Source organism: Listeria aquatica (assembly GCF_014223975.1).
Classification (GTDB): Bacteria; Bacillota; Bacilli; order Lactobacillales; family Listeriaceae; genus Listeria; species Listeria aquatica.
Window position 1 is genome coordinate 316,559 of record NZ_JAARRM010000002.1, and the last position, 26,276, is coordinate 342,834.

At 40.1% G+C, this 26,276-nt stretch carries 24 protein-coding genes and 1 pseudogene; 12 read left to right on the plus strand and 13 right to left on the minus strand.

Annotation, left to right across the window (positions count from 1 at the left end; genetic code table 11):
- Positions 1–5: 5 nt before the first annotated feature.
- The gene (locus tag HB912_RS07430) at positions 6–917 is read right to left on the minus strand and encodes a pseudouridine-5'-phosphate glycosidase (protein ID WP_185373422.1); all 912 of its coding nucleotides are present in this window, start codon (positions 915–917) and stop codon (positions 6–8) included.
- On the minus strand, positions 914–2,032 hold the full coding sequence (locus HB912_RS07435; protein WP_185373423.1) for a carbohydrate kinase: 1,119 nt from the start codon (positions 2,030–2,032) through the stop codon (positions 914–916). Before HB912_RS07435 ends, HB912_RS07430 begins: the two co-directional genes overlap by 4 nt.
- A gap of 272 nt (positions 2,033–2,304) precedes the next feature.
- Between HB912_RS07435 and HB912_RS07440 the strand changes: the two genes are divergently transcribed.
- Genes HB912_RS07440 through HB912_RS07450 form a run of 3 tightly spaced genes read left to right on the plus strand, consistent with a single transcriptional unit; the run spans position 2,305 to position 5,251 of the window.
- Positions 2,305–3,498 (plus strand): quaternary amine ABC transporter ATP-binding protein, encoded by a 1,194-nt coding sequence (locus tag HB912_RS07440; RefSeq protein ID WP_185373424.1) that lies wholly within the window; start codon positions 2,305–2,307, stop codon positions 3,496–3,498.
- Positions 3,491–4,342, plus strand: coding sequence for an ABC transporter permease (locus tag HB912_RS07445; RefSeq protein ID WP_036070331.1), 852 nt, complete (start codon positions 3,491–3,493; stop codon positions 4,340–4,342). The genes HB912_RS07440 and HB912_RS07445 overlap by 8 nt, the downstream gene beginning before the upstream one ends.
- Positions 4,343–4,354: 12 nt before the next feature.
- A complete protein-coding gene (locus HB912_RS07450) occupies positions 4,355–5,251 on the plus strand; it encodes a glycine betaine ABC transporter substrate-binding protein (RefSeq protein WP_185373425.1) in 897 nt (298 codons plus the stop codon).
- A 53-nt stretch (positions 5,252–5,304) separates the two neighbouring features.
- Here the strand turns inward: HB912_RS07450 and HB912_RS07455 are convergent, their stop codons facing one another.
- A complete protein-coding gene (locus tag HB912_RS07455) occupies positions 5,305–6,066 on the minus strand; it encodes an SDR family oxidoreductase (RefSeq protein ID WP_185373426.1) in 762 nt (253 codons plus the stop codon).
- Positions 6,067–6,232: 166 nt separating this feature from the next.
- On the opposite strand from HB912_RS07455, the pseudogene HB912_RS07460 reads away from it, so the two are divergent.
- Positions 6,233–6,796, plus strand: a pseudogene (locus HB912_RS07460) (TetR/AcrR family transcriptional regulator).
- Here HB912_RS07460 and HB912_RS07465 read toward each other — a convergent pair.
- Both HB912_RS07465 and HB912_RS07470 read right to left on the minus strand, forming a co-directional pair.
- The gene (locus HB912_RS07465; protein ID WP_185373427.1) at positions 6,776–7,483 is read right to left on the minus strand and encodes a pseudouridine synthase; all 708 of its coding nucleotides are present in this window, start codon (positions 7,481–7,483) and stop codon (positions 6,776–6,778) included. The pseudogene HB912_RS07460 and the gene HB912_RS07465 sit on opposite strands and share 21 nt — an antisense overlap.
- 98 nt (positions 7,484–7,581) lie before the next feature.
- Positions 7,582–8,214: a cyclic nucleotide-binding domain-containing protein gene (locus HB912_RS07470; RefSeq protein WP_185373429.1), complete on the minus strand. Its 633-nt coding sequence runs from the start codon at positions 8,212–8,214 to the stop codon at positions 7,582–7,584.
- Between the two features lie 294 nt (positions 8,215–8,508).
- Here HB912_RS07470 and HB912_RS07475 point away from each other — a divergent pair, with 294 nt between their 5' ends.
- From HB912_RS07475 to HB912_RS07490, 4 genes are all read left to right on the plus strand, one after another.
- Complete coding sequence (locus HB912_RS07475) at positions 8,509–8,808, plus strand: DUF3116 family protein (protein WP_185373431.1); 300 nt, start codon at positions 8,509–8,511, stop codon at positions 8,806–8,808.
- Between the two features lie 22 nt (positions 8,809–8,830).
- On the plus strand, positions 8,831–9,433 hold the full coding sequence (locus HB912_RS07480; protein WP_185373433.1) for a cyclic nucleotide-binding domain-containing protein: 603 nt from the start codon (positions 8,831–8,833) through the stop codon (positions 9,431–9,433).
- Between the two features lie 19 nt (positions 9,434–9,452).
- A complete protein-coding gene (locus tag HB912_RS07485) occupies positions 9,453–10,085 on the plus strand; it encodes a Crp/Fnr family transcriptional regulator (RefSeq protein WP_185373435.1) in 633 nt (210 codons plus the stop codon).
- 186 nt (positions 10,086–10,271) lie between these two features.
- A complete protein-coding gene (locus tag HB912_RS07490; protein ID WP_185373437.1) occupies positions 10,272–11,708 on the plus strand; it encodes a MucBP domain-containing protein in 1,437 nt (478 codons plus the stop codon).
- A gap of 86 nt (positions 11,709–11,794) precedes the next feature.
- On the opposite strand, the gene HB912_RS07495 is transcribed toward HB912_RS07490, so the two are convergent.
- The 4 genes from HB912_RS07495 to HB912_RS07510 form a co-directional block, all read right to left on the minus strand.
- The gene (locus tag HB912_RS07495; protein WP_036070327.1) at positions 11,795–12,019 is read right to left on the minus strand and encodes a hypothetical protein; all 225 of its coding nucleotides are present in this window, start codon (positions 12,017–12,019) and stop codon (positions 11,795–11,797) included.
- A 164-nt stretch (positions 12,020–12,183) separates the two neighbouring features.
- Positions 12,184–12,549 (minus strand): hypothetical protein, encoded by a 366-nt coding sequence (locus tag HB912_RS07500; RefSeq protein ID WP_185373439.1) that lies wholly within the window; start codon positions 12,547–12,549, stop codon positions 12,184–12,186.
- 81 nt (positions 12,550–12,630) lie between these two features.
- Positions 12,631–14,403: an ABC transporter ATP-binding protein gene (locus tag HB912_RS07505; RefSeq protein ID WP_185373441.1), complete on the minus strand. Its 1,773-nt coding sequence runs from the start codon at positions 14,401–14,403 to the stop codon at positions 12,631–12,633.
- Complete coding sequence (locus HB912_RS07510) at positions 14,396–16,123, minus strand: ABC transporter ATP-binding protein (protein WP_185373443.1); 1,728 nt, start codon at positions 16,121–16,123, stop codon at positions 14,396–14,398. The genes HB912_RS07505 and HB912_RS07510 overlap by 8 nt, the downstream gene beginning before the upstream one ends.
- A gap of 297 nt (positions 16,124–16,420) precedes the next feature.
- Between HB912_RS07510 and HB912_RS07515 the strand changes: the two genes are divergently transcribed.
- The 3 genes from HB912_RS07515 to HB912_RS07525 all read left to right on the plus strand — a co-directional run bounded on the left by HB912_RS07515 (position 16,421) and on the right by HB912_RS07525 (position 19,620).
- Positions 16,421–17,188, plus strand: a complete 768-nt coding sequence (locus HB912_RS07515; RefSeq protein WP_185373445.1) for an ABC transporter ATP-binding protein — start codon at positions 16,421–16,423, stop codon at positions 17,186–17,188.
- Positions 17,189–17,192: 4 nt separating this feature from the next.
- Positions 17,193–18,986, plus strand: coding sequence for an ABC transporter permease (locus HB912_RS07520; RefSeq protein ID WP_185373447.1), 1,794 nt, complete (start codon positions 17,193–17,195; stop codon positions 18,984–18,986).
- A 193-nt stretch (positions 18,987–19,179) separates the two neighbouring features.
- On the plus strand, positions 19,180–19,620 hold the full coding sequence (locus HB912_RS07525; RefSeq protein WP_185373448.1) for a hypothetical protein: 441 nt from the start codon (positions 19,180–19,182) through the stop codon (positions 19,618–19,620).
- A 189-nt stretch (positions 19,621–19,809) separates the two neighbouring features.
- On the opposite strand, the gene HB912_RS07530 is transcribed toward HB912_RS07525, so the two are convergent.
- Genes HB912_RS07530 through HB912_RS07545 form a run of 4 tightly spaced genes read right to left on the minus strand, consistent with a single transcriptional unit; the run spans position 19,810 to position 24,642 of the window.
- On the minus strand, positions 19,810–20,856 hold the full coding sequence (locus HB912_RS07530) for an aldose epimerase family protein (protein ID WP_185373450.1): 1,047 nt from the start codon (positions 20,854–20,856) through the stop codon (positions 19,810–19,812).
- A 55-nt stretch (positions 20,857–20,911) separates the two neighbouring features.
- Entirely contained in the window at positions 20,912–22,336 is a 1,425-nt protein-coding gene (araA, locus tag HB912_RS07535) for an L-arabinose isomerase (RefSeq protein WP_185373452.1), read from the minus strand.
- A 15-nt stretch (positions 22,337–22,351) separates the two neighbouring features.
- Entirely contained in the window at positions 22,352–23,050 is a 699-nt protein-coding gene (locus HB912_RS07540) for an L-ribulose-5-phosphate 4-epimerase (protein ID WP_185373454.1), read from the minus strand.
- Positions 23,051–23,067: 17 nt separating this feature from the next.
- Positions 23,068–24,642, minus strand: a complete 1,575-nt coding sequence (locus HB912_RS07545; RefSeq protein WP_185373456.1) for a xylulokinase — start codon at positions 24,640–24,642, stop codon at positions 23,068–23,070.
- A gap of 251 nt (positions 24,643–24,893) precedes the next feature.
- Between HB912_RS07545 and HB912_RS07550 the strand changes: the two genes are divergently transcribed.
- Positions 24,894–26,276 carry a sugar porter family MFS transporter gene (locus HB912_RS07550; RefSeq protein WP_185373458.1) on the plus strand — a complete coding sequence of 461 codons (1,383 nt, stop codon included), beginning with the start codon at positions 24,894–24,896 and terminating at the stop codon, positions 26,274–26,276.

The following is a 26,276-nucleotide window of genomic DNA, read 5'->3' on the forward strand; positions in this document are numbered from 1 at the left end:
CCTTTTTATAGATTTTGGTAGGCTTTCGCAATCGCTGTGCCTACGCGCGCATTATGTTTAACTAGCTCAATATTCGCTTCTAAGCTCTTACCCGCGGTCAACTCTTTCACTTTGCCAAGCAAGAATGGCGTGACATCTTTCCCGTGGATTTCTTTTTCGTCTGCTTCTTGGAGCGCTTTTGCGATCACAGCACTTATCTCACTTGCTGGCATCGCATGCTCTTCTGGAATTGGATTAGCAATCACAGCGCCGCCATCAATCTTCAGATCCCATTTCGCTTTCAAACTTTCTGCAATAACGCCCGGCTCATCTGCTCGAATCGTTAGCTCAACATCACTAGTCCGCGTATAGAAAGCCGGAAGCACGTCTGTTTCATAGCCGATCACAGGAACTCCTTTGGTTTCCAAATATTCCATCGTAAGTCCGAGGTCCAAAATGGATTTTGCTCCCGCACAAACTACAGCCACATTTGTTTTCGCCAGTTCCTCAAGGTCAGCCGAAATATCCATTGTCGCCTCTGCCCCGCGGTGAACCCCGCCAATTCCGCCCGTCACAAAAATCGGAATCTCAGCAAGCTCTGCACAAATCATCGTTGCGGCCACGGTCGTCGCTCCAAGTTGCTTCGTCGCAATCAAATAGCCGATATCCCGTCTCGAAACTTTAGCTACCCCTGAGCTTTTTCCAAAAAGTTCCAATTCTTCATCCGAAAGCCCGATCTTGATTTTGCCATCAATAATTGCAATTGTTGCAGGCACAGCACCATTTTCGCGAATGATGTCTTCAACAATGCGAGCCGTTTCCACATTTTGCGGATAAGGCATGCCGTGTGAAATAATTGTGGATTCGAGGGCTACAATCGGTTTCCCTGCAAGTTTAGCTTCTTTTACTTCTTCTGAAAACGAAAGATATTGTTTCATTTTAATTCCTCCAATTCCTGTTTTAGTCTTGCCGCCGATAAATCTTTTCGTACTGTTGAGTTTGACATCAGCGTTTTAGCTGCATTAATACTTCCAGCGCGAACAATGTCGCGAAGACTACGCCCTGAAAGCCAAGCATGGATCACAGCAGAACAAAACGCGTCCCCAGCTCCTGTTACGTCCTGAATATCGCTAACTACAATCGCGGGCTCATACAAAATTCCCTCTTCCGCGTTTCCTGCAATCGCCCCGTCTTTTCCATTTGTTACAACTACGTTTTGAATCCCAAGATCAAGCCACTTCTGAACAGCTAGCTTCCAATCTGCGTTTGTTTCGATCGCCATTTTAAGGTAGGCTTCCGACTCATCGCGGTTACAAATCAGCCAAGAAACCCCATCCAATTCCACGGGCAAGCGCCCCATCTTTGGAGACGAAACCGGAACAAGGATCAAAGGAACGCCTGCTTCGTTTGATATCCCTTTCAAATAACGAATAGTTTCTTTGGGACAATTTAAGTCCGCAACTATTGTCCCAGCATTCACAAATAGCGCTTCGTTTTTCGCAAGGACATCTGGCGTTAATTCATCATAAGCATCCATGTCTGCGAGTGCCACATGCAAGTTGCCATTTTCTTCCAAAACTGCCGTATAAGAACCCGTTGCCATCCCAGGAAAAGTGACCACGTAATCCAAATCCATGTACCGCTCGCTAGCTCGCTTAATCGCTTCCCAGTCAGCATCCATTCCCGCAACAGTCATAAGCACTGTTTTTCGTCCAAGTCGCCCAAGGTTTTCTGCCACATTTCGTGCAACTCCCCCGGCACCTTGTGTGGAACGAACCGGATTGGAAGTTCCCAGTTGTACCGCTTCCTTCAAGTAAAATTTACGATCCACATTGGCTCCGCCGATGCAAATAATGCGATTTTCCTCATTTAAAATGTAACCTTTACCTAAAATCCATCCTTTTCGCATCAAACCAGAAATTAAATTCGCAACTGCTGGACGCGACAAACCAATGATCTCCGCTAAATCTTGCTGCGAAATATAAGGATCATTCTGAATCGAGCGATAAATCAACTCTTCATTTTCGTTCATTTTTTGCTGATCTTGTTTCATTGTTCCTCCCTCCTATCTAAACAAATGTTTATTTATTAAACTTATGTTTATTGTAGCATAAATCTAGCATTACACAAGAAAAAAATAAAATTTTTTTAAAATTATGGTAACCCTTAAGCTCATGCGGCTGAGAGCCATAATTAAAAGTTATAAATTCTACATTTTTGAGTGTATCGGGTGAATTATCCCCAAAACTTCGATACAATGGAGGATGTTCGCTTTATTTTTAAGTTTTGAAATGAAGCGATGGGACGTGAGAAAGGAGAATCATTTTGAGTAAAATAGAAGTTAAGAATTTGACAAAAATTTTCGGCAAGAAAATTTCCAAAGCTTCTTCATTATTGTCTCAAGGAAAATCTAAAACAGAGATTCTAAAAGAAACAGGCGCAACCATTGGGGTTAACCAAGCTTCTTTTGCAGTCGAAGAAGGCGAGATTTTCGTAATTATGGGGCTTTCTGGAAGTGGGAAATCCACACTTGTACGGCTTTTAAACCGGCTAATTGAGCCAACGAGTGGTGAAATTTGGTTAGATGGTCGCGAACTTTCTAAACTTGATAAGAAAGAATTACGCGAAGTCCGTCGAAAAAGCATGAGTATGGTTTTTCAAAGCTTCGGGTTGTTTCCAAACCGCTCCATTTTAAGCAACGTAGAATACGGGCTTGAAGTACAAAAAATGCCAAAAACAGAACGAGAAAAGAAAGCCTCAGATGCCCTTGATTTAGTTGGACTTGCAGGTTACGGGGAACAATATCCTTCACAACTTTCTGGAGGAATGCAGCAACGTGTTGGGCTTGCCCGTGCACTTGCTAATAATCCAGATATTCTATTAATGGATGAAGCCTTTTCTGCGCTTGACCCATTAAACCGAAAAGATATGCAAGATCAATTGCTTGATTTGCAAGACAAAATGCAAAAAACGATTATTTTCATTACCCATGACCTAGATGAAGCCCTTCGAATTGGAGATCACATCATGATCATGCGCGATGGCTCTGTCGTTCAAACAGGGACACCGGAAGACATTCTAGCGCACCCAGCTAATGAATACGTGGAAAAATTCATTGAAGATGTGGATCGCTCGAAAGTTTATACAGCAAGTAACGTGATGATTCGTCCAGAAATCATCAACTTTGAAAAAGATGGCCCACGTGTTGCTTTACAGCGGATGCGTGAAGCGGGGACTTCCAGTATTTTCGTCGTGAAAAAAGGACGGGAACTTGTCGGGATTGCCCACGCATCAGATGTATCTAGACTCGTTAAAGAACAAGTGAAATCACTGGATTCTGTGATTAAAACGGATGTGCCAACAACAAGCCCGGATACCCCACTTGTTGAACTCATGGATCAGGTTTCAACGACTTCGATTCCAATAGCTGTTACTGAGGATGGTAAGCTTCGTGGAATTATCGTTCGTGGCTCTGTTCTCGCGGCACTTTCGGGAAATGAGGTGAACCAAGATGCCTAATATTCCAAGTCTTCCGCTTGCGGATTGGATTGATAAGCTCGTCGATAGCTTAACAAAATTTGAAGGTTTCTTTAATGTAATTACAAATATTATCGGTGGAGTTGTAGATGCCTTTCAGTGGGTGTTCGACCTCTTGCCACCATGGCTATTTATTCTTTTAATCCTCGCTCTTACTTTTTGGATTAATCGCAAGAAACAAAAATGGGGTTTGCTTATTTTCGAATTAGTTGGGCTGCTGCTCATCTGGAACCTCGACTTTTGGCGCGATATGACCCAAACACTTACTCTCGTTTTAACAAGTAGTTTAATTGCACTTGTTATTGGGGTACCACTTGGGATTTGGATGTCCAAAAGCAATGTTGTAGAGGCCATCTTTAAACCTATCCTTGACTTCATGCAAACGATGCCGGCTTTCGTTTACTTGATTCCGGCAGTTGCCTTCTTTGGAATTGGAATGGTTCCAGGGGTTGTCGCTTCTGTTATTTTCGCAATGCCGCCAACTGTGCGGATGACGAACCTCGGTATTCGTCAAGTTTCGACTGAACTCGTCGAAGCAGCGGATTCGTTCGGTTCAACTGGTTGGCAAAAATTGATTAAAGTAGAGCTTCCGATGGCGAAGTCGACCATGATGGCTGGAATTAACCAAAGTATCATGCTTGCTCTATCGATGGTCGTTATTGCTTCGATGATCGGTGCAATGGGTCTAGGAACACGTGTTTACTTCGCTGTAGGACGTAATGATGCTGGTGGCGGTTTCGTAGCCGGAATTGCAATTGTTATCGTCGCGATCATCCTCGACCGCTTGACGCAAAGCTTTAACAAAAAGAATACAACGGAAAATTAAGGAGGAAGTAAGATGCGCAAAAAGCTTTCAATTTTAGCCTTGCTTAGTGCTCTTTTCCTCATCTTATCCGCTTGTGGAACGGAGCTTGCTGAGTACGATCCAGATAAACCACTTGGCGAACAAATCAATTATACAATTACTGGAATTGATGCTGGTGCTGGTATTATGCTGTCCACTCAAAATGCCATTAAGGACTACAAGCTCGATGATTATAATTGGCAGCTTCAGACAAGTTCGACAGCAGCAATGACTTCAACACTTGAAAAAGCTATTAAAGACAAACGTCCAATCGTCGTAACTGGCTGGACACCTCACTGGATGTTCACAAAATTTGACTTGAAATTCTTGAAGGATCCTAAAAATGTTTATGGGGACGCTGAAAATATCAATACAATGGTCCGTAAAGGGCTGAAAAAGGATATGCCTTCTGCTTATACAGTATTAGACCGCTTTAACTGGACAGCCGAAGAAATGTCTGATGTGATGTTGCAAGTTAACGATGGAACTGACCCGAAAAAAGCAGCTCGAAAATGGATCAAAGACAATCCAGATAAAGTCAAAAAATGGACAGATGGTGTTAAAAAGGTAAATGGTGATAAAATCAAGTTAACCTATGTGGCTTGGGACTCTGAAATTGCTTCGACAAACGTTGTAGCAGAAGTGCTAAGTGATATTGGCTACAAACCAACGATTCAAGCCATGGAAATCCAGCCTATGTGGGCATCCATTGCAACTGGTGCAGCTGATGGTATGGTCGCTGCTTGGTTGCCAAACACATCTGGTGTTTACTACAAGGATTACAAAAAAGATGTCGAAAATCTAGGTGTGAACTTAAAAGGAGCGCGTGTTGGTCTAGCCGTTCCTACCTATATGAAAAACATAAATTCGATTGAAGATCTAAAAAAATAATATAAAAAAGAGGGGCGAAAAATCTCGCCCCTCTTTTTTTCATATCATATGCTTTAGTAAGCTGTCCAGCCACCATCTACTTGAACAACTACCCCATTAACAAAGCTCGCATCATCAGAGGCAAGAAACAGGGCAACTTTAGCAATCTCTTCCGGCTCGCCCGTCCGTGGACTCACTCCCATTCCAGTCATTGCCCGAGCTTGACCGAATTCACTTGGTGTAGTGATGGTATTCCCAATATTTGTATTGACCGCTCCCGGCGCAATTGCATTACATCGAATATTTTTTGTTGCATATTGGAATCCTACATTTTTCGTCAGTCCTACAACTGCATGTTTCGATGCTGTATATGCCGCACCTGCACGAGAACCGTAAAGTCCACCCGCTGAAGCAATATTCACAATTACGCCACCGCCTGCTTTTTCAAAAATAGGAACGGCTTTTCGAATCGCTCGCATGACACCTGTTGTATTAATCGCAAGCACTCGGTCCCAAAGCTCGTCTGTCAATTCGGCAACCGGAACAAAATTATCCATGATTCCTGCATTATTAACCAGAATGTCTAGTCCCCCATAAACTTCTATCGCCTGATCGATCATATTTTCTACATCTTCTTGTTTCATCACATTTGCCACAATGGCTCTTCCTTCACCGCCAGCAGCCTTTATTTCCTCAACTGTCTTTTCTGCAGCTTCTAAATTTAAATCCGCAACAATAACTTTTGCGCCTTCCTTGGCATATAAGATGGAAATTTGTTTCCCCATTCCAGAAGCCGCACCAGTTACGACTGCTACTTTACCCACCAATTTATCCATTATTTATTCCCCCTTGATTGCTTTTGTCGCGAGACTCATCTCACTCCTAATCTAAGTATATTCCTACTTGTAAACGGATTCAATCAGTAAAACAGTGATAAAGTGTTGCATAAGCAACACTTTTTATGGTATATGTAGCATATCCTCTTGAAAGGAGCTAAAATCCATGTCAGATCGCCGTACACAAAAAACCAAAAAAGCTTTTCATACCGCTTTTCTTCAACTACTTGAAAACAAAACTCCTGCACAAATCACCGTATCCGACCTTGTTCGTAAAGCTGATGTAAATCGTTCAACTTTTTACAGACACTACCAAGAAATACAAGATTTACTTGATGAATTGATTCACTTTGTCCTCCAAGATTTGCGCACCGCTTATGATGACCCTTACCAAAAAGAAACGGATTTCTCACTCAGCCGACTTCGCCCAGAAATGATTAAAATTTTTGAACACGTCTATAAAAACCGTGATTTTTATCGTCAAGTCATCCACGCCAAAATCAGTCCAGGCTTTCAAAATTAAATTTGTGAGGTCATCAAAGAGTTAGCCTTAAGAGATGCACTTCATTCCCATTATCCAACTGGAAATGCCAATCTCGAACTGCTCGCAAGTTACCAAGCTCATGCAATCTTTGGGATGATAGTCTACTGGGCAGAAACAGACTTCCAGTTTTCACCTCACTATATGTCTGAACAGCTCTATTTCATTTTAAATTTGACTCGCAAATAGCAGGTCAAGTTCCTGCTTTGTAAGCGGCCGATATGCACCAAGGGGCAAGGATTCATCAAGTTCCAAACTCGCCATCTTTTCCCGTTTTAAATAGGTCACTTTTTTTCCACATGCCTCAAACATCTTTTTCACCTGATGAAATTTTCCCTCACGAATCGTCACAAGTGCCTCACCAGCAGCAAGAATCTCTAGTTTTGCTGGAAGCGCTTTGTACCCATCAAGAAAAACAACTCCGTTTTCAAAAGCGATTTGATCTTCCTTCGTGAGTTCACCTGTTACTTTTACAAAATATACCTTATCAACATGTTTCTTTGGGGATAACAACTGATGCGAAAGCGCACCGTCATTCGTTATCAAAAGTAATCCTTCCGTATCTTTGTCAAGTCGTCCCACAGGAAAAAGCCCTTTACGCCTATCCTCCGGTTTAAAGAGATCCATTACCGTCCGGTCAACCTTATCTTCCGTTGCACTAACAACTCCTTGTGGTTTGTTTAACATCCAGTACGAGAACTCAGAAAATTGAACCATATTCCCATTTACTACAACTTCATCCGATTCAGGAGTTACCTGTAACCCACCATCTTTAACTTGCTTTCCATTCACCCAGACATTGCCTTTTTTTAATATCCCCTTTACCTCTTTACGCGTTCCAATCCCCATATTTGCCAATAGTTTATCTAGCCGCATGAACAAAACTCCTCTGTGATTAATTAGCCTTATCTTACCATGAATATAGTGAAAAATAGAAATAAGCGGAACCCCTTTCTAAAGAGCTCTGCTTATTTCTATGACATCTGACTAATTAAAAAGTGACCTTCTTCAATCTCTACATGTTTTTTTTCTTTTAGAATTTCCAACTTTAAATCTAAATTTTTGCGAGAAACCCCTCCATATTTTGCCAATTTCATCTTATTCATATAGCTGGGCATTTCCCGAAATCCTCTGTTATTCACAGTCACGTCATCTTTATCACATAATTTTTGCATTGTATAAGTAATTCGTGATTCCGTTGGTAGATCGTATTTCATTAATTCGAAACATAATCCCGAAGAATTCTTCATTATCGCCTCTAGAAGCCATTCCATATAACTCATCTTATTCGCTGCAAAATTCAAGAAATATTCGCGATTAATTAAAATAATTTTAACAGGAGTATCTGTTACAAGTCGGAGTTTATCTTGTAAACCTAATTCAAAGGGAGATTGATGAATCACATTTTCTTTTGAGAAAAAGTGTAGAATTTGGAAATTCTTATTTTCCAGATGTAGTGTCCCTGATTCAATAATTAACAAGTGATGGGTTAATTTTTCCACATCAAGCACTTCATTTTGTTTTATACTTTCAAATTTCACATCTGATTTACTCACTTTATTTTCATCTAAATCACGAATCATTTTTAATAGGTCAACTTTTTTCATCACCAAGACCTCCTTCGATATTTCTTGTATAAATTATTTCATAGGCAAATAAGATTCTCTGGTATATTAACTAAATCTCTTCGGTGAGTTTCATTAAAAATTTTACATTTTCATAAGTCTTTGTCTTTCAAAAATTTGTCACAATAAAGTTTTTTATATGTATAAATTACACATATGTATAGTCTTTTGTTCTGCTATAATTTACAAATAAATCAGGGATTCGTTGCCTTTCTAACCATTCAAACACAAATAATTTGTTCCCATTCAGTTGAATAAAATTGGAGGAAATGATCATTGAATGATAAATTAACAACAAAAATTATTTTACAAATCTTAGAACTAGTTGAAGATCACAACTTCTCATTTATGGGATTAGAGATTCATCAGGAATATAGAGAACTATTGCCAAGAGACATCCTCTTTTTAGGTCTCTACTGGCTAGAGATGCACGATTTTATCTCGAGAAGAAAAAATATTCCAAAAGGTGCAAAACGTTATTTCCTTAACGAAAAAGGACACGACTTGCTACAGTTCTTAAAAAACCAATCTAACCAAGATGCTCCCATAGAAAACTGTTTAAGCACATCTCTTTAAACACATAGAAAGGATGAAAAAAATGAATGTTCTAGAGAAAGATATGCTATCGCAACTCAATCAACACAAATTAAAAGAAAACTGGGTGCAACGGGACTTTTTCATCAAAAAAGAAAACATTCCAACTCTGCAATTGTTAGACAATATTCTATTCATTCAAGATGGCATCTTACACCTTGAAATTGAAATCAAAGGAACTTTTCACATCCTTACTTTTTTTCAGTCTGAAGAAGTTATCTATCCAAACTATTTTAATTTAGAACATATCAATTGGCGTATTGTCGCAGATACTCCAGTTGAAATTATCTTTTTTAACCAAGAATATTTTCTTAACTACGGAACGATAGAACCTAAATATATGGAGTGGCTTCTAGAGAAATTAAGCAAAAACTTCCATAAGATTTCTTATGAAATGACAAAACTGAATAATAAGCGGGGGATCATGACTAATATCGAACACCTCCATCAAATCTTAAAAAAAGAAGATCAACTTCTTCCTAAGAAAAAAATTTTCAGCTTATTTTCAAAACAAATGCTCACTTCTTATTGTCAAGTTTCACGGTCAACTTTTAATAATGAATTTAAGAGCCTTAAAAATTCCGGCCTTCTAGAGCATTATCTATAGAATGGAGTTGGACATAAAGATGCAAAAAAAACTCTTACAATGGCTAGAATTATGCGGTTTAAGCGCCACCGTTGAAGTTTTCCCACCTAGGACTTCTTTCCAATTTCCTAACAATAAAATACTATTTTTAATATCAGGAACGATGCATCTTGAAACCATCTCCAATAACAAGAAAATTATCACTTATTTGAATGCCCAATACCTTTTAAATTTGGAACATTTCTTATATGGTCATGCAACTAAATATGCTCTTATCAGTGATACTTCTATTAGAGTAATTCTATTAAGTCAAAAGGATTTTCATCTATTAATAAAAGAGAAGCCATCTTTTATTGAATGGCTACTCACTTCAAATGCAGAAATATCTGCGAAAATGATCACTGAATTTTCCAAAAAACATGAAAGTCCTTTTTATAAAATTCAAGATAGCTTAATAACATTAGCCAAAGCAAATATTATCAAACCTGTTCTATTTATGCCCGAATGGTTATTCCTTCCTAAATTTATAACGCGAACAGATTTAGCGAATTACTGTCAAGTTTCAAGAAAAACTCTCCAGTTAGAAATCAAAAAGCTTCAAAAAAGAGAAAGCATAAAAATAGAAAACAACCAGTTTTTTATTCACCAATCTTTTTTTCTTAAAGACACTTAAATTCCAATCACTAATTTATAAATTAGTTGATATATATGGGTTTATGAGTATCCCGTATCAAAAACTTAAATTCTAGTAAAGGGGATTAAAAAGTATGTAATTTTGACTCAATAGCGAATTAAAAATATTGAATAAAACAGCTAATCTTCAACTAGCTTAAAAAAAGATGAAACGAGGAATAAAAAGATGAATTTTAACCGATTGGGTTTATTAACGCTAGCAACCGCTTTAATTGTACAATTTCCTTTACAAGTAAATGCAGCAGGAGTTAATAAAACTGAAACAACAGTATCAACAAACGGACAGGTATCCGCAGAAACAACTGCAGCACCAGTAACAGTAAACCACGTGTATAACGGAACTGTATTTAAGTCAGAAACACTTACAGGAGAAATTGGTGACTCTTATACAACTCAAAAACTTGACAGTAGTGGCTCTTGGTTTGTTCATACTGCACCAAGTAACGCTTCCGGCACATTCACTTCAGAACCACAAACTGTCACTTATAACTACACCACTATTGCTACTAACAGAATCATGTTTTTATATCGAGATATTGATACGAATGGAAATATTTATGTACACAACCCTTTTGATCCTACTCAACAAGAACAGGGTCCTAAAGCATTTGAATTTGCTTCTGGATTGCCTAACGATCCAGTTGATTTTACATTTCAAAAACATTATGTTGCAATGGATGAAGGTCATGAATGGCCAGATGGGACAGTTGGGACAGGGGGAAGTTATGATTTCGTAAAAGCAAGTCCTGAGATTCCTGATACTTTGCCTGCTGTCTATCCCGGAGAAAGTATGCCCATCGTTACACTTTATTATAAAAAAACAGAAAAACAAGTGCCTGCTGAAAACATTAATGTCCGCTACGTAGACACAGAAGGAAATGAACTTGCTCCTTCTGAAACCCTTTCTGGGAATATCGGCGACGACTACACAACAGAGGCTAAAACTATTGATGGCTATACCCTAACAAAAACACCTGAAAATGCAACTGGAACTTTTTCAGATACTGCACAAACAGTCAGCTATGTTTACGAAAAAGAGAGCCCTGTAGCAAAAGATATTACTGTTAAATTTGTAGATTCTGACGGAAATGAACTTGCTCCTTCTGAAACCCTTTCTGGGAACATCGGTGAGGACTACACAACTGAAGCTAAACCTATTGATGGCTATACCCTGACAGAAACACCTGAAAATGCGACTGGAACTTTTTCGGAAACTGCACAAACAGTCAGCTATGTTTACGAAAAAAATTCTTCTGAAAATAACGATGGAAATAACTCTGGTAATGGAGACGGAAATAACTCTGGTAACGAGGATGGAAACAATTCTCGGAATAGTAATGGAGAAAAACCTTCTACAAATAATGAAAATACTCCCCAAAACCCTACGAACCAAACTGTAAAACCTGTACAAAATCCTAATTCATACTCGACTTCATTAACAACTACTCCACAACAAACAGGCGAAAACGCCCAAACAAAGGTTGCTAAAGAAGAACTTCCAACAACAGGAGATACAACAAATCCGATTCTTATTTTACTTGGAAGCCTACTTGTACTTGGTGCTTTTGGCATGATTTTTAAAAGAAAAAATGCAAAACATTAAATCTAAATTGATTTTATAACTAACTAAAAAAGGATTTGAACGTCAAGTTCAAATCCTTTTAACTGTCTTCCCCATATTTTGTTCTCTCACGACAAACTTTCAAGTTTCGCAGCGTAATGCGTTTCCATTTCTTGGCTTGAAAAAGATTGTCGTAACCGATAATTTTCCAAGAGTTGTTCAATTTCCACCAATACCTCAAAGCTATTTTTTTCCTCTTTCATAACTAGCAAATCCTGCATCTCTATGAATAATTGCTCTAACTGTTTAAAATCTTCTGCTGTTGCTTTAAGACCATCCCTTCTGTTTTGCATTGTTTATACCTCCTAAATGTAACCCCTTTCTTACTCATTATTTTACGCTAAAATAAAATTTTCAAACCTATTTTTCCAAAAGTTCACAGATTGTACAAATTCATAAACAAAAATGCGCATTATTTCACCTTTTTTTTGTTATCTTTTGCAACTAAAAACGTTTTTTATTCTTTAATAATTTTTAGGATATCCTGATAACGAACTTTTTTAGGTGTTGCGTCTTGAAACGAGGAACCGCTTTTTAAATAGACTTCCACTTTATCACCAGCTACTAGATCCGCCACATTTACCGGTCGCTCATCCTTCTGATTGGTGATTTTACTAATCGAAGCTAGTTCAATTGGACCTTTAATTACCTTCCCTTCTTCTGACTCAAGTTGATCCACAAAGATACTTTTAGCATCACTTGTTCCATTTTGACTGATCATTCCCGTGTATATTACATAAGGATCTTTCATTTGTTGCTTTTGCCCGCAGGCTGATAAAATCAAAAGGCAGACACCTAGTATAACAAGTAAATGCTTTTTCATTCCTTTTCTCCTTTAAACAACTTTTTCTTTTATCATATGAAAAAAACACAGCTTCTTCAAAGAAAAAGCTGTGTTTCAGGTTTATTCTAGTACAAATTGATTGTGATAAAGTTCTGCATAGAAACCTTGTTGTTTAAGAAGTGATTCATGCGTTCCTTCCTCAATCACTTCACCATTTCGAAGTACAACAATATGATCAGCACCTAAAATCGTCTTCAAACGGTGCGCGATAACAAAACTTGTTCGTCCTGAAATCACATTATCCATCGCCGTTTGAATCTTACTTTCCGTAACTGTATCCACATTACTTGTTGCTTCATCTAGAATAAGCAGGCTTGGATTGGTTAAAATCGTCCTTGCAATACTGATCAATTGTTTCTGTCCGACACTGAAAATACTATTCTCATCGCTAATTTCTGTATCATAGCCTTTATCAAGCGACATAATAAACTCATGAATATGCGCTTGTTCCGCAGCTGCGATAACTTCTTCACGCGTTGCATCCGGTTTCCCAAACGCAATATTATCGTGGATAGTTCCAGAAAAGAGCACAGAATCTTGTAAGACTATTCCCACCTGTTTCCTGAGTGAATGCAGTTCAATGTCCCGGATATCTTTTCCATCAAAAAGAATCTCACCACTATCAACATTGTAGAAACGATTCAGCAAGTTCATGATCGTTGTCTTCCCAGAACCTGTTGGTCCAACCACCGCAACCATCTGACCTTTTTCAAGACCGATCGTCACATCTTTTAGAACTGGTTTATCTGGTGTGTAACCAAATTTCACATGATTCAATTCTACTTTTTTATGAACGCCATCAATCGTTTGAACATTTGGACGTTCCACTTCATCTTGTTCTTTAAAGACTTCACTCACACGACGCGCACCAGTAATTGCCAGTTGAAGCATGCTGTACTGCGAAGAAATCTGTGTAAGTGGCATATAAAATTGTTGCGAATACTGAACGAACATCACGATGAGGCCAAGTGCTACCGTCCGGTCAAGACTTCCATTTAAAGCAAGATAACCACCGAAGAAAATAACAATCGCCGTATTAACAAGCGAAATCCCCTGCATCACCGGGAACAACAAGCCAGAATAAACTTGACCTTTATACGTTGCATTTTTAACGATTTCATTGTGTTTTAAGAAACCGCTAATGGTTTCTTCTTCAAGACCATTTGTGATGACCACTTTTTGGCCAGAGATTTTTTCATCAATATAGGCATTTAAGCGACCTAAGCTATCTTGTTGCAAGTCCACATATCGGCGCGCTTTCCGAATGATGATCCCTGCGATAATCACCGCAAATGGTGCCGCGATCAGTGTAACAAAAGCAAGTTCTACATTTTGCGTGAACATCATGATGATAACCCCGATCATGAGCGCCAAATTCGAAAGCACTTGAACAAGCGCTTGGTTGAGCGTGTTCGAAATGTTATCCATGTCACTCGTAAAGCGACTCAACATCTCGCCATCATTGTGGCTATCAAAGAAGCGAATCGATAGTTTTTCCATTTTCTTGAAAAGTCCAATCCGCATCCGGTTCGTTGCTTTCCCTGAAACACCCGCCATGATGATATTTTGGATAAACATCGCAACAGACGTTAAAACATAGAATAAAAGCAACATAAGCAGAATATGGTGAAAATCGGATTTGTCATCCACACCAGTTGTTATAAGTTTCACTGCATAATCCGCTAATTCCTGTACCGCTTTCCCGACATATTGTGGTGCTTTTACTTGTAAGAAAGTAGCCCCGACAATCGCAAGAATAATCACAGATAGTTGAAGTTTATAGGCGCGAAGGTAGTGCCAGAAGAACTTCGTGATTTGTCTAAACTCACTCATTTTCGAACACATCCTTCCCTTTTTGTGTTTCATAGATTTCTTGGTAAACCGAGCTTGTTTGAAGCAGTTCATGATGGCTTCCAACTGAAACGAGCTTTCCTTTATCAAGAACAAGGATTTTGTCTGCTTGAATAACAGAAGAAATCTTTTGCGCGATAATAAAGGTGGTCGTGTCATTTAATTCATTTGCGAGCGCCTCTTTGACTAACTTTTCAGATTTGGCATCGAGCGCACTCGTCGAATCATCAAGAATCAAAATTTTCGGTGTTCCAATTACACCACGCGAAATCGAAAGTCGTTGCTTCTGACCGCCAGAATAGTTGTTTCCTCGCTCTTCAACAATCGCTTCATAACGTTTATCTTGTCGTTCAATAAACTCTTTCGCCTGCGCAATCGTCGTGGCATTTTCCATTTCTGTTTCAGAAGCATTTTGCTTCCCGTGACGCAAATTATCCGAAATTGTTCCGGAGAAAAGGACAGCTCGTTGTAAAACAAGAGAAACTGTTTGACGAAGCGTTTTCTTGTTGACCTTCTTCAGATTCTCTCCGCCGATCAAAACTTCTCCTTCTTGCGGATCATAAAGTCGCGGAATAAGCTGGGCAAGCGTCGACTTCCCAGATCCTGTTGCACCGACGATCCCGACTGTCTCACCTGGATCGGCTTTAAAGGAAATGTGAGATAATGCATTCTCGTCATCCCCTTCGTAGCGAAAACTTACATCTTTGAATTCCACACTACCATCCAAATCTTCTTCTTTCGCATTTGGATCATAGGTGATATCCGCATCTGTATTTAAAACTTCACTAATCCGTCCAAGTGAAACAAAGGCACGTGAAGCCATCATCGTGAGCATTCCACCAATAATGATCGCCATCATGATCTGCATCAAGTAGTTCATAAACGAAGCCACAGCACCAATCACAGTTGGATCATCCTTCACCATATCGCCTACAAAATAAATAGAAACGACAATCGCAAGATTTGAAACAAACATGAAAGCTGGAATCATTACAGAAAACAAGACGCCCACGCGAATTGTATGTGCTGTTAATTTATCACTGGTTTCAGTAAAACGATTAATTTCATTATCTTCTTGAACAAAACTTTTGACTACTCGCATTCCGGCAAGGTTTTCTTTCGCGATTGCATTCACTTTATCAAGGAAAGTTTGAATTTTTGCGAAGTGTTTTCCCATTGCACCAAACGTCAGCATGACAATTAAAACGACAAGCACAACAAGAAGGATGATTACCCACCAAAGTGCTGGTAGCGTCACCATCGCAAGTATAAAACTTCCGATAAACATGATCGGAATCCTTGTTAAAGATTGAAGTGACAACATCACAAGGTTTTGCACTTGTGTAATGTCATTCGTTTGTCGCACGACGAGGTTCCCGGTGCTAAACCGTTCAATGTTGCTAAATGAAAAGGTTTGGACTTTGCGGAAACTGCTTTCGCGAATGTCTGCGCCTACCCCCTGCGCAATTTTGGCTGATAAAATCGTATTTAAAATTCCGGCTACTAAACCAATCACCGCGATTACGATCAGCAAAATCCCGATCGACGAAATCTCATCCATCTTGTCCTTCACAATGGCATCCAAAACTTGCTGCAGTAATTTTGGTTGCCACAGTTGAGAAATAACCATGATTGCAACAAAGATTGTTGAAAAAATAGTCTCGACACGATACTTCTTCAAATGCTGTAGTAATATTTTCATTGTTTCCCTCCCATTTCGAAAAAAATCAGACGAACACCTATTCTACTCGAATTTAAAATGATTTTCAAGCTTTAATTGGATAAAGTTTAAAAATCAGTCTCTAGACTGATTATCTTTTACTCACTGATTGATACAATCGCACAAGCCCCAGCTTTTCAAGCTTTAACAATCATAAAATATTTTATCAAATGACAAAAATGTAAGCTTCATCACTATTTTTTGTCACTTAATTCGCAGGATTAGTTTCAGAAATTCCTTTAAGATAGTACATAGAGTAAAACTAAGGAGGTTTTAAATTTGACAAATCAAGTTGTAAAAGTTGAACATGTAGAAAAAATTTATGGTAAGAAAAATGAAAATCAATCTATTGCATTAAAAGATATTTCTTTCTCGATGGCGGAAGGTGAATTTATTGGTATTATGGGTCCTTCCGGTTCTGGGAAAACGACTCTCTTAAACGTCCTATCAACGCTAGATCGCCCAACAAATGGCGAAATTAGCATTGCAGGTCGCGATATTACACAAATGAAAAACAATGAACTCGCTGACTTTCGGGCAAATTCACTTGGTTTCATCTTCCAAGACTTTAACTTACTCGAAAATTTAACTCTCTATGAAAACATCGCTTTGCCGCTTTCCCTGCAAGATGTGAAAGCGAAAAAAATCAAAGAACGCGTAGAAACAGTCGCCAAACAACTTGGTATTCAAGATATTTTAATGAAGTTTCCTGCTGAGGTTTCTGGCGGGCAAAAACAACGAACAGCGGCCGCTCGTGCACTCGTCCACGAACCAGCCATCATTCTTGGCGACGAACCAACCGGAGCACTTGATTCCAAAAACGCGCAAGGCTTACTTGAAGCGATGACAGAACTAAACCGCGAACAAGACGTTTCGATTTTGATGGTAACGCATGATCCTCAAAGCGCAAGCTACTGTGAGCGCATCCTTTTCATCCAAGACGGCATACTTTACAAAGAACTCAAACGAACGGGCGAACGTAAAGCTTTCTACCAAGAAATTCTGGATGTACTGGCAACACTTGGTGCCGATCAGGACGGGGAGTGATTATATGCTGTTAAAACTTGCTCTCTCAAGTATTAAAACGCGTCTCAAAGACTATATCGTCCTTCTTATTGGTCTTGTAATGGCCATTTCAATATTTTACATGTTCGAAACACTAGCCTTAAATTCTTCCTTTATTGATGAAAACTCGATGATTTCGGCTGTTGGCTTCGTTTTCCATGCCGGTTCAATCTTACTTGCAATTATTACAGTAGCCTATACGATGTACGCAACTTCTTTTCTATTTTCTTTACGCCAACAAGAATTCGGAATGTACATGACACTCGGTGCAAAAAAACGCAAAATCTCGCTTATCATGTTCATTGAAACGATGTTTATCGGATTTTGTTCCCTTGTCATCGGGCTCATTCTTGGAACTGTGCTCGCTTCCGTTGTCGGCAATCTTCTTATGAAACAGCTAGAATTCACTTCAACTACTTATGCACCATTTTACGTGCCATCCATGGTTGTCACTATCATTTTCTTTGCCATTTTGTTCTTGTTAGCCGCTTTGTTCAACTTATTCCGACTATCAAATGTTTCCATTTTAAATTTGATTCACGCCGATTCAAAAGCAGAACGCATTGTCATTCGCAAGAAAGCAATTGTTTTTAAAGCAATTCTCTCGATTATTTTACTCGCAATCGGCTATTACGCAATGATCGACATCGAAACTACCCAATTTATGGGCATCATCGTTGCGCTCTTTACCATCACCTTTGGAACTTACTTGTTTTTTGCGACATTCCTGCCACTCATTATTCAAAAAATGCGTGACAAACAAATAAAGAAAAGCAAGCGGCTTAATTCATTCACTTACGCCCAGTTAAGCTTCCGAATCAGCCAACTCTCACGCGTTCTTGCGACAGTAGCGATGCTCATCGCACTTGGAATGGGAGCCATTGCGGTTGGTTTCGCTTTCCAAAATAACGGCGTTCTTCTTGCAGAAAAAATGTCCCCTTATGACGTTGTGCTAGCAAATCCGACAAAAGCAGAGCAAAAAGTGATCCGCTCCATGGATTTTAACGAAGATTTCAGCTACCACTTTAAAACAGACAGCAAAACGATTTACTTCAACACCCAAGAGTTGAAACAGAATCCGCCACTTACAACTAGCTTTTCGGCCACTGAAAAATCAAAAACTTATCGTTTGAAAGAAGCACCAAGAAACGAGAGTACTGCTTGGAACAACTTTATTCAATTTTCCGTTCCAGATTCATTTATTGGCACTCGCCAAATCAAGTTTGTCGATAATATGGCATTCGCTACTCAAAATCTCAAAGAAAATACGCTTTTCATCGGAAAAGTACCTGACTTTGAAAACAGCTTAGATCCCCTTAAAAAGCTGGATCAACTTGAAAAAGACCGCCACGGAGAAGATGCTCAAGTGATGAGCAAATATGCCTCATATGCGCAGTACAAAATTTTCGCAAACGGGACTGTCTTCATGGGATTCTTCCTCGGTTTTGCTTTCCTAACAATGATGGCAAGCTCGCTTATGTTCAAGATTTTGACAGGAGCAACACAAGACATCAGACGCTATCAAATGCTTGAAAAAATTGGCGTAAAACGGAAACTTCTGGTTCAGTCCATCCAAAAAGAAATGTTTCTTATTTTCCTTTTCCCAGGCATTATCGGCTTTGTTCATGTTGCAATCGGGATGAAAATGTTTGGCTTCTTGCTTATAGATCCGTATTACCGTTTCTTTATTCCGGTTTTACTATTCTTAGCGATTTATGGCATTTACTACTTCATCACCGTTTGGCTTTATAAGAGCATCGTTTTAAAAAAAGATAAATAAAAAACAGGAAGCTAGCGTTGTCGAGTTTGTTCTCCGCTAGCTTCCTATTTTTTAAATTTTGCAGTTGCTTTTAGAAACATCCGCATCACTTCTTCCTTCATTTTTTATGCTTATACCCCATTTTTTTAGTTCTAATCAAGTACTAATCCATGTTATACTAATGCTAGACTGGAAGGTAAAGGAGGGGCATCATTTGAAACAAATAATCAATTATCTTGAGAGCCATATTGAACCGCTCATCGATTACTGGTTATCTACTTATTATGTAAAATCGGATGAATACGAATTGCGTAAAAATGTCGATGGCTTTTTAGATGCCCAGCGCAAAGAAACACTCGCTTTATTTCTAACAGCATTTGAGAACATTCGCAAAGGGTCTTGCGCAGTTCCGGTTTTTGAAGAAATTGGAGAAGATCGGCGTGACATGAATACGAGTTTTAAAGATGTGTATACAAATTACCACGCCGTTTATACAGCAGCGATTGAATTTATGGATGTTCAAATCCAAACGGGGAAAGCAGACTTTTCCCTTGAAGATTATAGCAAATTTATTTTATTTTTCCGGAAACTTGAGCTAAATTCTGGAAGGCATCTTTTTGAAGGCTTTTTAAAAAGACAAGACTCTTCTTACTGAGGAGTCTTTTTTTGCGCCGAACAAAAACTCCACTACCCTAAATCAGGTAGGTAATGCCACGTTTTTCTAAAATATTGAATACTTTTACTGATTTTCTAGAACCCGCAAGCCTCCTTTAAAAAAATTAATTCCTCTTATAAAAAGCAGAACACGAGCAAGAAATTCTTACTCGTGTTCCGCTTTTCCAACTCAGTCAGCTTGGCTAAACCGAAATGTCGTGACATAATTTACAGTTTCCCCTTTTTCCAAGATTGGACTTGCAAAATTCGCTTGATTCACCGCATTTGGATAAAATTGTGTTTCGAGACAAAGAGCAGCATTTTTTTCATAAGTCGCCTTTTCTTTGCCACAAACACCATCCAAACCATTTCCCGTATAAAGTTGCAATCCAGGTAAATTAGTGGCTACTTCCATCAAAATCCCACTTTCGTCTCCTTTAACGCTTGCTACTTTTGCAAAAACATCCTTCGCTTTATCGAGCGCATAATTATGATCGTAGCCGCCCGCTTGTATCAATTGTTCAAACTCTGGAATCGTCCCAATTTCTCGCATCGTCCGAAAATCCATCGGCGTATGAGCGACAGGAACCACTTCCCCCGTTGGAATCAAGTCACGTTTTGCAACCGGTGTATAATGTGCAGCCTCAATTTGTAGCCAATGTTTATGAATTTGACCACTTGCATGCCCATTCAAATTAAAATAACTGTGATTCGTTGGATTAAAAACCGTCGTCTGGTCGCTTTTGCCACGATAAGATATTCGCACCGTATTATTCTCAAGCAATTGATACGTCACGACAAACTTCAAAGTGCCCGGAAAACCCTGATCCCCATCTGGACTAATCAACTGAAAAACAATTCGATTGTTCGCCTCATCCAGTTCCGCAACATCAAAACACCGAAACTCATAGCCATTTGGTCCACTGTGCAAACTGTTTTCCCCTTCATTCGCTTGCAGCAAATACGACTTCCCCGAAAGCCCAAATCGAGCCCCAACAATTCGGTTCGCGCTCCGCCCAATCGTCGCTCCAAACTTATCTACATTTGTCACATATCCATCAAAATCCGGATACCCAAGCACCACATCCCGTAACCTCTTAGAGCCGTCCCGAACCCACAAATTCGTGATTACCGCCCCTAAATTACTAACGACAAGCTTCATCCGAGATTTATTTTCAAACGAATACAAATACACTTCACGACCATTTGGCAAGAACCCGAAGTGTTGCTTTTCCATCTCTCTCCCTCCTACCAGTCAAAATTAGGCGGTGGCTACGCCACCGCCCCACTTATCATTTAATAACCACTGTTTCAAGGTCTACTAACTTCGCCCAAGTCAAAATTTGATCCGTCGTTAAGTTCAGCGATACAACCGTGTGGTGGCCTCCGCCAGCTTCAATCCATGCATGAACTCCTTCATGGAAGCCTGGTTTCACTTCCCATAAAACACGTGCTACTGGTAAATTCGGCGCGGGTTCTGTTGGCTCAAACGCCGTCACTTCATTGATCAAAAGCTTATAATGCGTGCCAAAGTCCGCCATCGAGACGACTACGCCTTCCCCTGCTTTCCCGTCAAAAACAAGTCTTGCCGGATCTTCACGGTCTCCCATCGAAAGTGGCGAAACAACAATTTTCGGCTTGTTCACTGCAAGCGTTGGATCCACTTCCATCATATGGGATTCCAAAATCGCTTCCTTCCCTGCCGCTAGCTCGTACGTATAATCTTCCATAAATCCAGTATTTTCGTTATGAGCCATCACTTTCATCAACCGGTCAATCGCCGCCGTTTTCCAGTCTCCTTCCCCAGCAAAACCGTAGCCATCTGCCATTAAACGTTGCACCGCAAGACCTGGAAGCTGCTGCATGCCGTATAGATCTTCAAAGTTCGATGTGAAGGCATTATATCCACCTTCCTCTAAGAAGCGCCGAATGCCAATTTCCTGACGCGCTTGGACTTTCACATGTGCTTCCCACTTAGACTGTTCATAATCGCCATAATCAAACTCATAAAGCTTCCGGTACTCTTCAAATAGCGCATCCACTTCTGCATCCGTAACCGCATCCACCACTTGAACGAGTTCTCCGATGCCAAAATAATCAACAACCCATCCAAATTGAATTTGCGCCTCTACTTTGTCGCCTTCTGTCACACCTACATTTCGCATGTTATCCCCGAAGCGAGCCACTTTGATTGCAAAACTTTCATTGTAAGAAGCGGCAACGTCCATCCAGTCGGCTACTTGTTTCATCACAGGTTCTGAATTCCAGTAACCAACAACAATTTTGTTTCGTTTGTCCAGTCTCGCATTAATGAACCCATATTCGCGGTCGCCATGTGCGGATTGATTTAAATTCATGAAATCCATATCAATCGTTTTCCACGGAATGCTTTCATTAAATTGTGTAGCTAAGTGAAGCAAAGGTTTTTGCAACAATTTCGTGCCACGAATCCACATTTTCGCTGGTGAAAAAGTATGCATCCAAGTAATTACACCTGCCACTTCATCCCGGTAATTCACTTCTTTCATGATGTTCGTAATCGTGTCGGCCGTTACTGCAAGTTCTTTTAAGACAATTGGGTAAGGCATTTTCCCGCTATTATTTAAGGCCTCAACCATTTCCTCTGCATCTTTTTTTACACTGCGCAACGCTTCTTCTCCGTACAAGTGTTGTGATCCTACAACAAACCAAAATTCTTTTTCCGCTAATTTCATCATTTGTTTCAGCTCCTTTTATTTTCCTTGTCCATAATAAGCATCTTTACCATGTTTTCTTAAGTAATGTTTATCTAGAATGCGCTTTGGCAATTCTTCCGCATAACTATTCAACTGACGCGTATAGAAATTCATCCGACAAACCTCTTCCAAAACGACTGCATTCATGACTGCACTCGCCGCATCTTTTCCCCAAGTAAACGGTCCATGTCCATGTAAAAGTACACCCGGTACATCAAGCGGCTTGATATTTCGTTCTTGAAAAGTTTCCACAATGACATTTCCTGTCTCGTGCTCATAACCTGCATCAATTTCTTTTTGTGACAGAAAACGCGCGCATGGAACTGTTCCGTAAAATGTATCTGCATGTGTTGTCCCCATCGCAGGAACTTCTTGACCAGCCTGCGCCCAAATAGTTGCCCAAGGTGAGTGCGTGTGTACGATTCCCCCTAAGCCAGGAAAAGTTTGATACAGCACTGCATGTGTCGGCGTATCTGAAGAAGGATCTAATTCACCTTCGATCACGTGATTTTCGAGATCAACGACAACCATATCCGAAGCTTTCATTTCTTCGTAGCTCACCCCACTTGGCTTGATAACAAAGTAACCCGACTCCGGATCAAATGCACTAACATTTCCCCAAGTGTATTGAATCAAGCCCCGTTCTGGCAGTTCTAGATTGGCTCGAAAAACCTCTTCTTTCAAATGTTCTAGCATTTCACATTCCCCATTTCTTAAATCAATTTCTGGATGGCCATTTTTTCAATTTCGATTCCTTCCTGGTAGCGTTCCATGAACACACGATATCCTTCCATGTCTACTTCTGTTGGCGCAATCGTTACACCTTCATCTTCGCCAAACACCTTTTGCTCAAGGAAGTCGCTTAAATCCGCATCGCCACTTTCTAAATAGGCAGCAAGAAGGGCAATTCCCCAAGCGCCGCCTTCACTCGCTGTTTCCATAACCGTAACAGGAGCCTCCATCGCAGCTGCTAAAATTCGTTGCCCAACTTCTGGCGTTTTGAAAATCCCACCGTGCCCGACAAGTTTATCAATTTGAACGTTCTCTTCTTTTAAGATATCTAGGCCGATACGCATCGCTCCAAACGCACTTGCTAAATGAACACGCATAAAATTCGCCAAGTTAAATTTGCTTTCTGGCGAGCGAACAAAAAGAGGTCTTCCTTCATTCACTCCTGTAATATTTTCACCAGAATAGTAGCCATAAGAAAGGAGCCCACCACAATCCGGATCGCCTTTAAGCGCTTCTTTAAACAGCACGGAAAATAGTCGCTCCGTACGCACTTCAAGGCCAAGCGCCTCTGTCATTTCTTGAAAAAGTTTCATCCAAGCATTAATGTCCGAAGAGCAATTGTTCGTGTGAACCATCCCCACTAAATCCCCGGATGGCGTTGTCACCATGTCAATTTCTGGATGTACTTTTTTTAATTCCTCAGAAAGCACGATCATCGCAAACGCCGATGTGCCAACGGATATATTTCCCGTTCGCTTCGCCACACTATTCGTCGCAACCATCCCCGTTCCGGCATCGCCTTCTGGAGGGCAAAACGGAATCCCTTTTTCAAGATTTCCAGTGGGATCGAGCAGATAGGCGCCTTCCTGTGTGAGTTTTCCAGCTTGCTCTCCTGCTAGCAAAACTTTAGGTAGAATTTTTTTAAGTGAAAGTGAGATGCCTGATTCTTTTGCAAGTGAATCAAATAATTCAACCTTTTTCGGATGGTAGTTTTTTGTCTCAAGATCAATTGGAAACATGCCAGAAGCATCTCCAATTCCAATCACTTTTTCGCCCGTTAACTGCCAGTGCACGTATCCTGCGAGCGTTGTCAAAAAATCCACTTGTTCAACGTGTGCTTCTTGATTCAAAATCGCCTGATACAAATGAGCAATACTCCAGCGCTGGGGAATATTATATTCAAAAGCTTGCGTTAATTTTTTTTCAGCTTCTTCTGTAATTGAATTTCGCCAAGTTCTAAAAGGAACGAGTAATTGTCCTTCTTGATTAAAAGCCATATAACCATGCATCATTGCGCTAAATCCTATTGAACCGACCGATCGAAGCGTTTCACCATATTTTTCAAACACCTCAGAAGCGAGCTTTCGATAACTCATGCGTAAGCCCTTCCAAATATCATCTAGAGAATACGTCCAAATTCCATTTTCCAATTGATTTTCCCATTCATAGCTACCGGAAGCGATAGGTTTAAATTTTGAATCAATCAACACGGCTTTAATTCGAGTCGAACCAAATTCAATCCCTAAAGATGTACGGTTGTCTATTACATCCAACATTTCTTGAGCTTTTACTTCTTCTGTCGTTTTAATCGGAAAAACCTCCCTAAAAACATGTGATCAAATCATCGCTTATGTGTAGCGCTTACATTCTTAATTTAACTTTTTTGTCCGTACATGTCAACCAAAAATGAAAAAAATATCAAAAAAGCCTTGTTATGTACGTACAAATATTGTACAATAAAAGCGCTTACAGAAATACTGGTCGAATTATTGCAAATCTATTCTCAAAAATAAGGGGTTGGCAAAAAATGAAAAAAGAAAAGAAAATCTCCGCTTCATTCATTTACTTCTTTGGAGCATTCGGGGGAATCCTTTTTGGTTATGACATCGGGGTTATGACAGGAGCATTACCATTTTTACAGAACGACTGGAACCTAGCTGGACACGCTGGTCTAATCGGTTGGATCACCTCTTCCGTCATGCTTGGCGCGATTTTCGGTGGAGCAATGGCTGGGATGCTTTCCGATAAACTTGGGCGTCGCAAAATGATCTTGATTTCTGCTATCATATTTGTAATCGGTTCCATTCTTTGTGGGATCTCCCCACATAATGGACAATACTACTTAATCGCGGTTCGTGTTTTACTCGGACTCGCTGTCGGTGCTGCATCAGCACTTGTTCCATCTTACATGTCAGAAATGGCGCCCGCTAAACTTCGGGGCCGCTTATCTGGTATTAACCAAGTAATGATTGTTTCTGGGATGTTACTATCTTATATCGTTGACTTTCTCTTAAAAGGATTACCAGAAGAATGGGCATGGCGTTTAATGCTTGGCATGGCCGCATTACCAGCACTTATCCTCTTCTTTGGCGTCCTAGCACTACCCGAATCTCCTCGCTTCCTCGTTAAATCAAAAAAATTAGACGAAGCGAAAAAAGTACTGAGCTATATCCGTAAACCCGAAGAAGTGGACAAAGAACTCGACCAAATTCTTAAAACCGCTGAGCAAGAAAAGCAAGTGGCGCATACAACAAATTGGGGAACCCTCCTCACCGGTCGCTATCGTCACCTTGTCATCGCCGGAATTGGCGTCGCAGCCTTCCAGCAATTCCAAGGTGCCAACGCCATTTTCTACTACATTCCACTCATCGTGGAAAAAGCAACCGGACATGCCGCAAGCGAAGCCCTAATGTGGCCAATCATCCAAGGGATCATCCTTGTTCTCGGCGCCTTATTCTTCCTTATCATTGCGGATAAATTCAACCGCCGTACCTTATTAACCGTTGGCGGAACCGTGATGGGGCTATCTTTCATCTTGCCTGCCATCTTAAACACCTTTATGAAGACAGATGCAAATCCAATGTTGATCATCGTGTTTCTTTGCATCTACGTTGCTTTTTACTCTTGTACGTGGGCACCCCTTACTTGGGTAATCGTCGGGGAAATCTTCCCACTCGCAATTCGCGGTCGTGCATCTGGTCTTGCTTCTTCCTTCAACTGGATTGGCTCATTCCTTGTTGGACTTCTGTTCCCCATCATGACCGCATCCATGCCACAAGAAATGGTGTTTGCCATCTTCGGGATTATTTGTTTTCTTGGGGTGCTGTTCATCCGTTTCTGTGTACCCGAAACACGTGGACATACGCTTGAAGAAATCGAACAACAAGCTGCTGCAAAATCTCATAAATAA

Bases quoted from the DNA above. Each gene is read 5' to 3' on its own strand.
- HB912_RS07430 (WP_185373422.1), bottom strand. From the start codon at position 917: ATGAAACAATATCTTTCGTTTTCAGAAGAAGTAAAAGAAGCTAAACTT.
- HB912_RS07435 (WP_185373423.1), bottom strand. From the start codon at position 2,032: ATGAAACAAGATCAGCAAAAAATGAACGAAAATGAAGAGTTGATTTAT.
- HB912_RS07445 (WP_036070331.1), top strand. From the start codon at position 3,491: ATGCCTAATATTCCAAGTCTTCCGCTTGCGGATTGGATTGATAAGCTC.
- HB912_RS07450 (WP_185373425.1), top strand. From the start codon at position 4,355: ATGCGCAAAAAGCTTTCAATTTTAGCCTTGCTTAGTGCTCTTTTCCTC.
- HB912_RS07455 (WP_185373426.1), bottom strand. From the start codon at position 6,066: ATGGATAAATTGGTGGGTAAAGTAGCAGTCGTAACTGGTGCGGCTTCT.
- HB912_RS07465 (WP_185373427.1), bottom strand. From the start codon at position 7,483: ATGCGGCTAGATAAACTATTGGCAAATATGGGGATTGGAACGCGTAAA.
- HB912_RS07470 (WP_185373429.1), bottom strand. From the start codon at position 8,214: ATGAAAAAAGTTGACCTATTAAAAATGATTCGTGATTTAGATGAAAAT.
- HB912_RS07480 (WP_185373433.1), top strand. From the start codon at position 8,831: ATGAATGTTCTAGAGAAAGATATGCTATCGCAACTCAATCAACACAAA.
- HB912_RS07485 (WP_185373435.1), top strand. From the start codon at position 9,453: ATGCAAAAAAAACTCTTACAATGGCTAGAATTATGCGGTTTAAGCGCC.
- HB912_RS07490 (WP_185373437.1), top strand. From the start codon at position 10,272: ATGAATTTTAACCGATTGGGTTTATTAACGCTAGCAACCGCTTTAATT.
- HB912_RS07495 (WP_036070327.1), bottom strand. From the start codon at position 12,019: ATGCAAAACAGAAGGGATGGTCTTAAAGCAACAGCAGAAGATTTTAAA.
- HB912_RS07500 (WP_185373439.1), bottom strand. From the start codon at position 12,549: ATGAAAAAGCATTTACTTGTTATACTAGGTGTCTGCCTTTTGATTTTA.
- HB912_RS07505 (WP_185373441.1), bottom strand. From the start codon at position 14,403: ATGAGTGAGTTTAGACAAATCACGAAGTTCTTCTGGCACTACCTTCGC.
- HB912_RS07510 (WP_185373443.1), bottom strand. From the start codon at position 16,123: ATGAAAATATTACTACAGCATTTGAAGAAGTATCGTGTCGAGACTATT.
- HB912_RS07520 (WP_185373447.1), top strand. From the start codon at position 17,193: ATGCTGTTAAAACTTGCTCTCTCAAGTATTAAAACGCGTCTCAAAGAC.
- HB912_RS07530 (WP_185373450.1), bottom strand. From the start codon at position 20,856: ATGGAAAAGCAACACTTCGGGTTCTTGCCAAATGGTCGTGAAGTGTAT.
- araA (WP_185373452.1), bottom strand. From the start codon at position 22,336: ATGATGAAATTAGCGGAAAAAGAATTTTGGTTTGTTGTAGGATCACAA.
- HB912_RS07540 (WP_185373454.1), bottom strand. From the start codon at position 23,050: ATGCTAGAACATTTGAAAGAAGAGGTTTTTCGAGCCAATCTAGAACTG.
- HB912_RS07545 (WP_185373456.1), bottom strand. From the start codon at position 24,642: ATGTTGGATGTAATAGACAACCGTACATCTTTAGGGATTGAATTTGGT.
- HB912_RS07550 (WP_185373458.1), top strand. From the start codon at position 24,894: ATGAAAAAAGAAAAGAAAATCTCCGCTTCATTCATTTACTTCTTTGGA.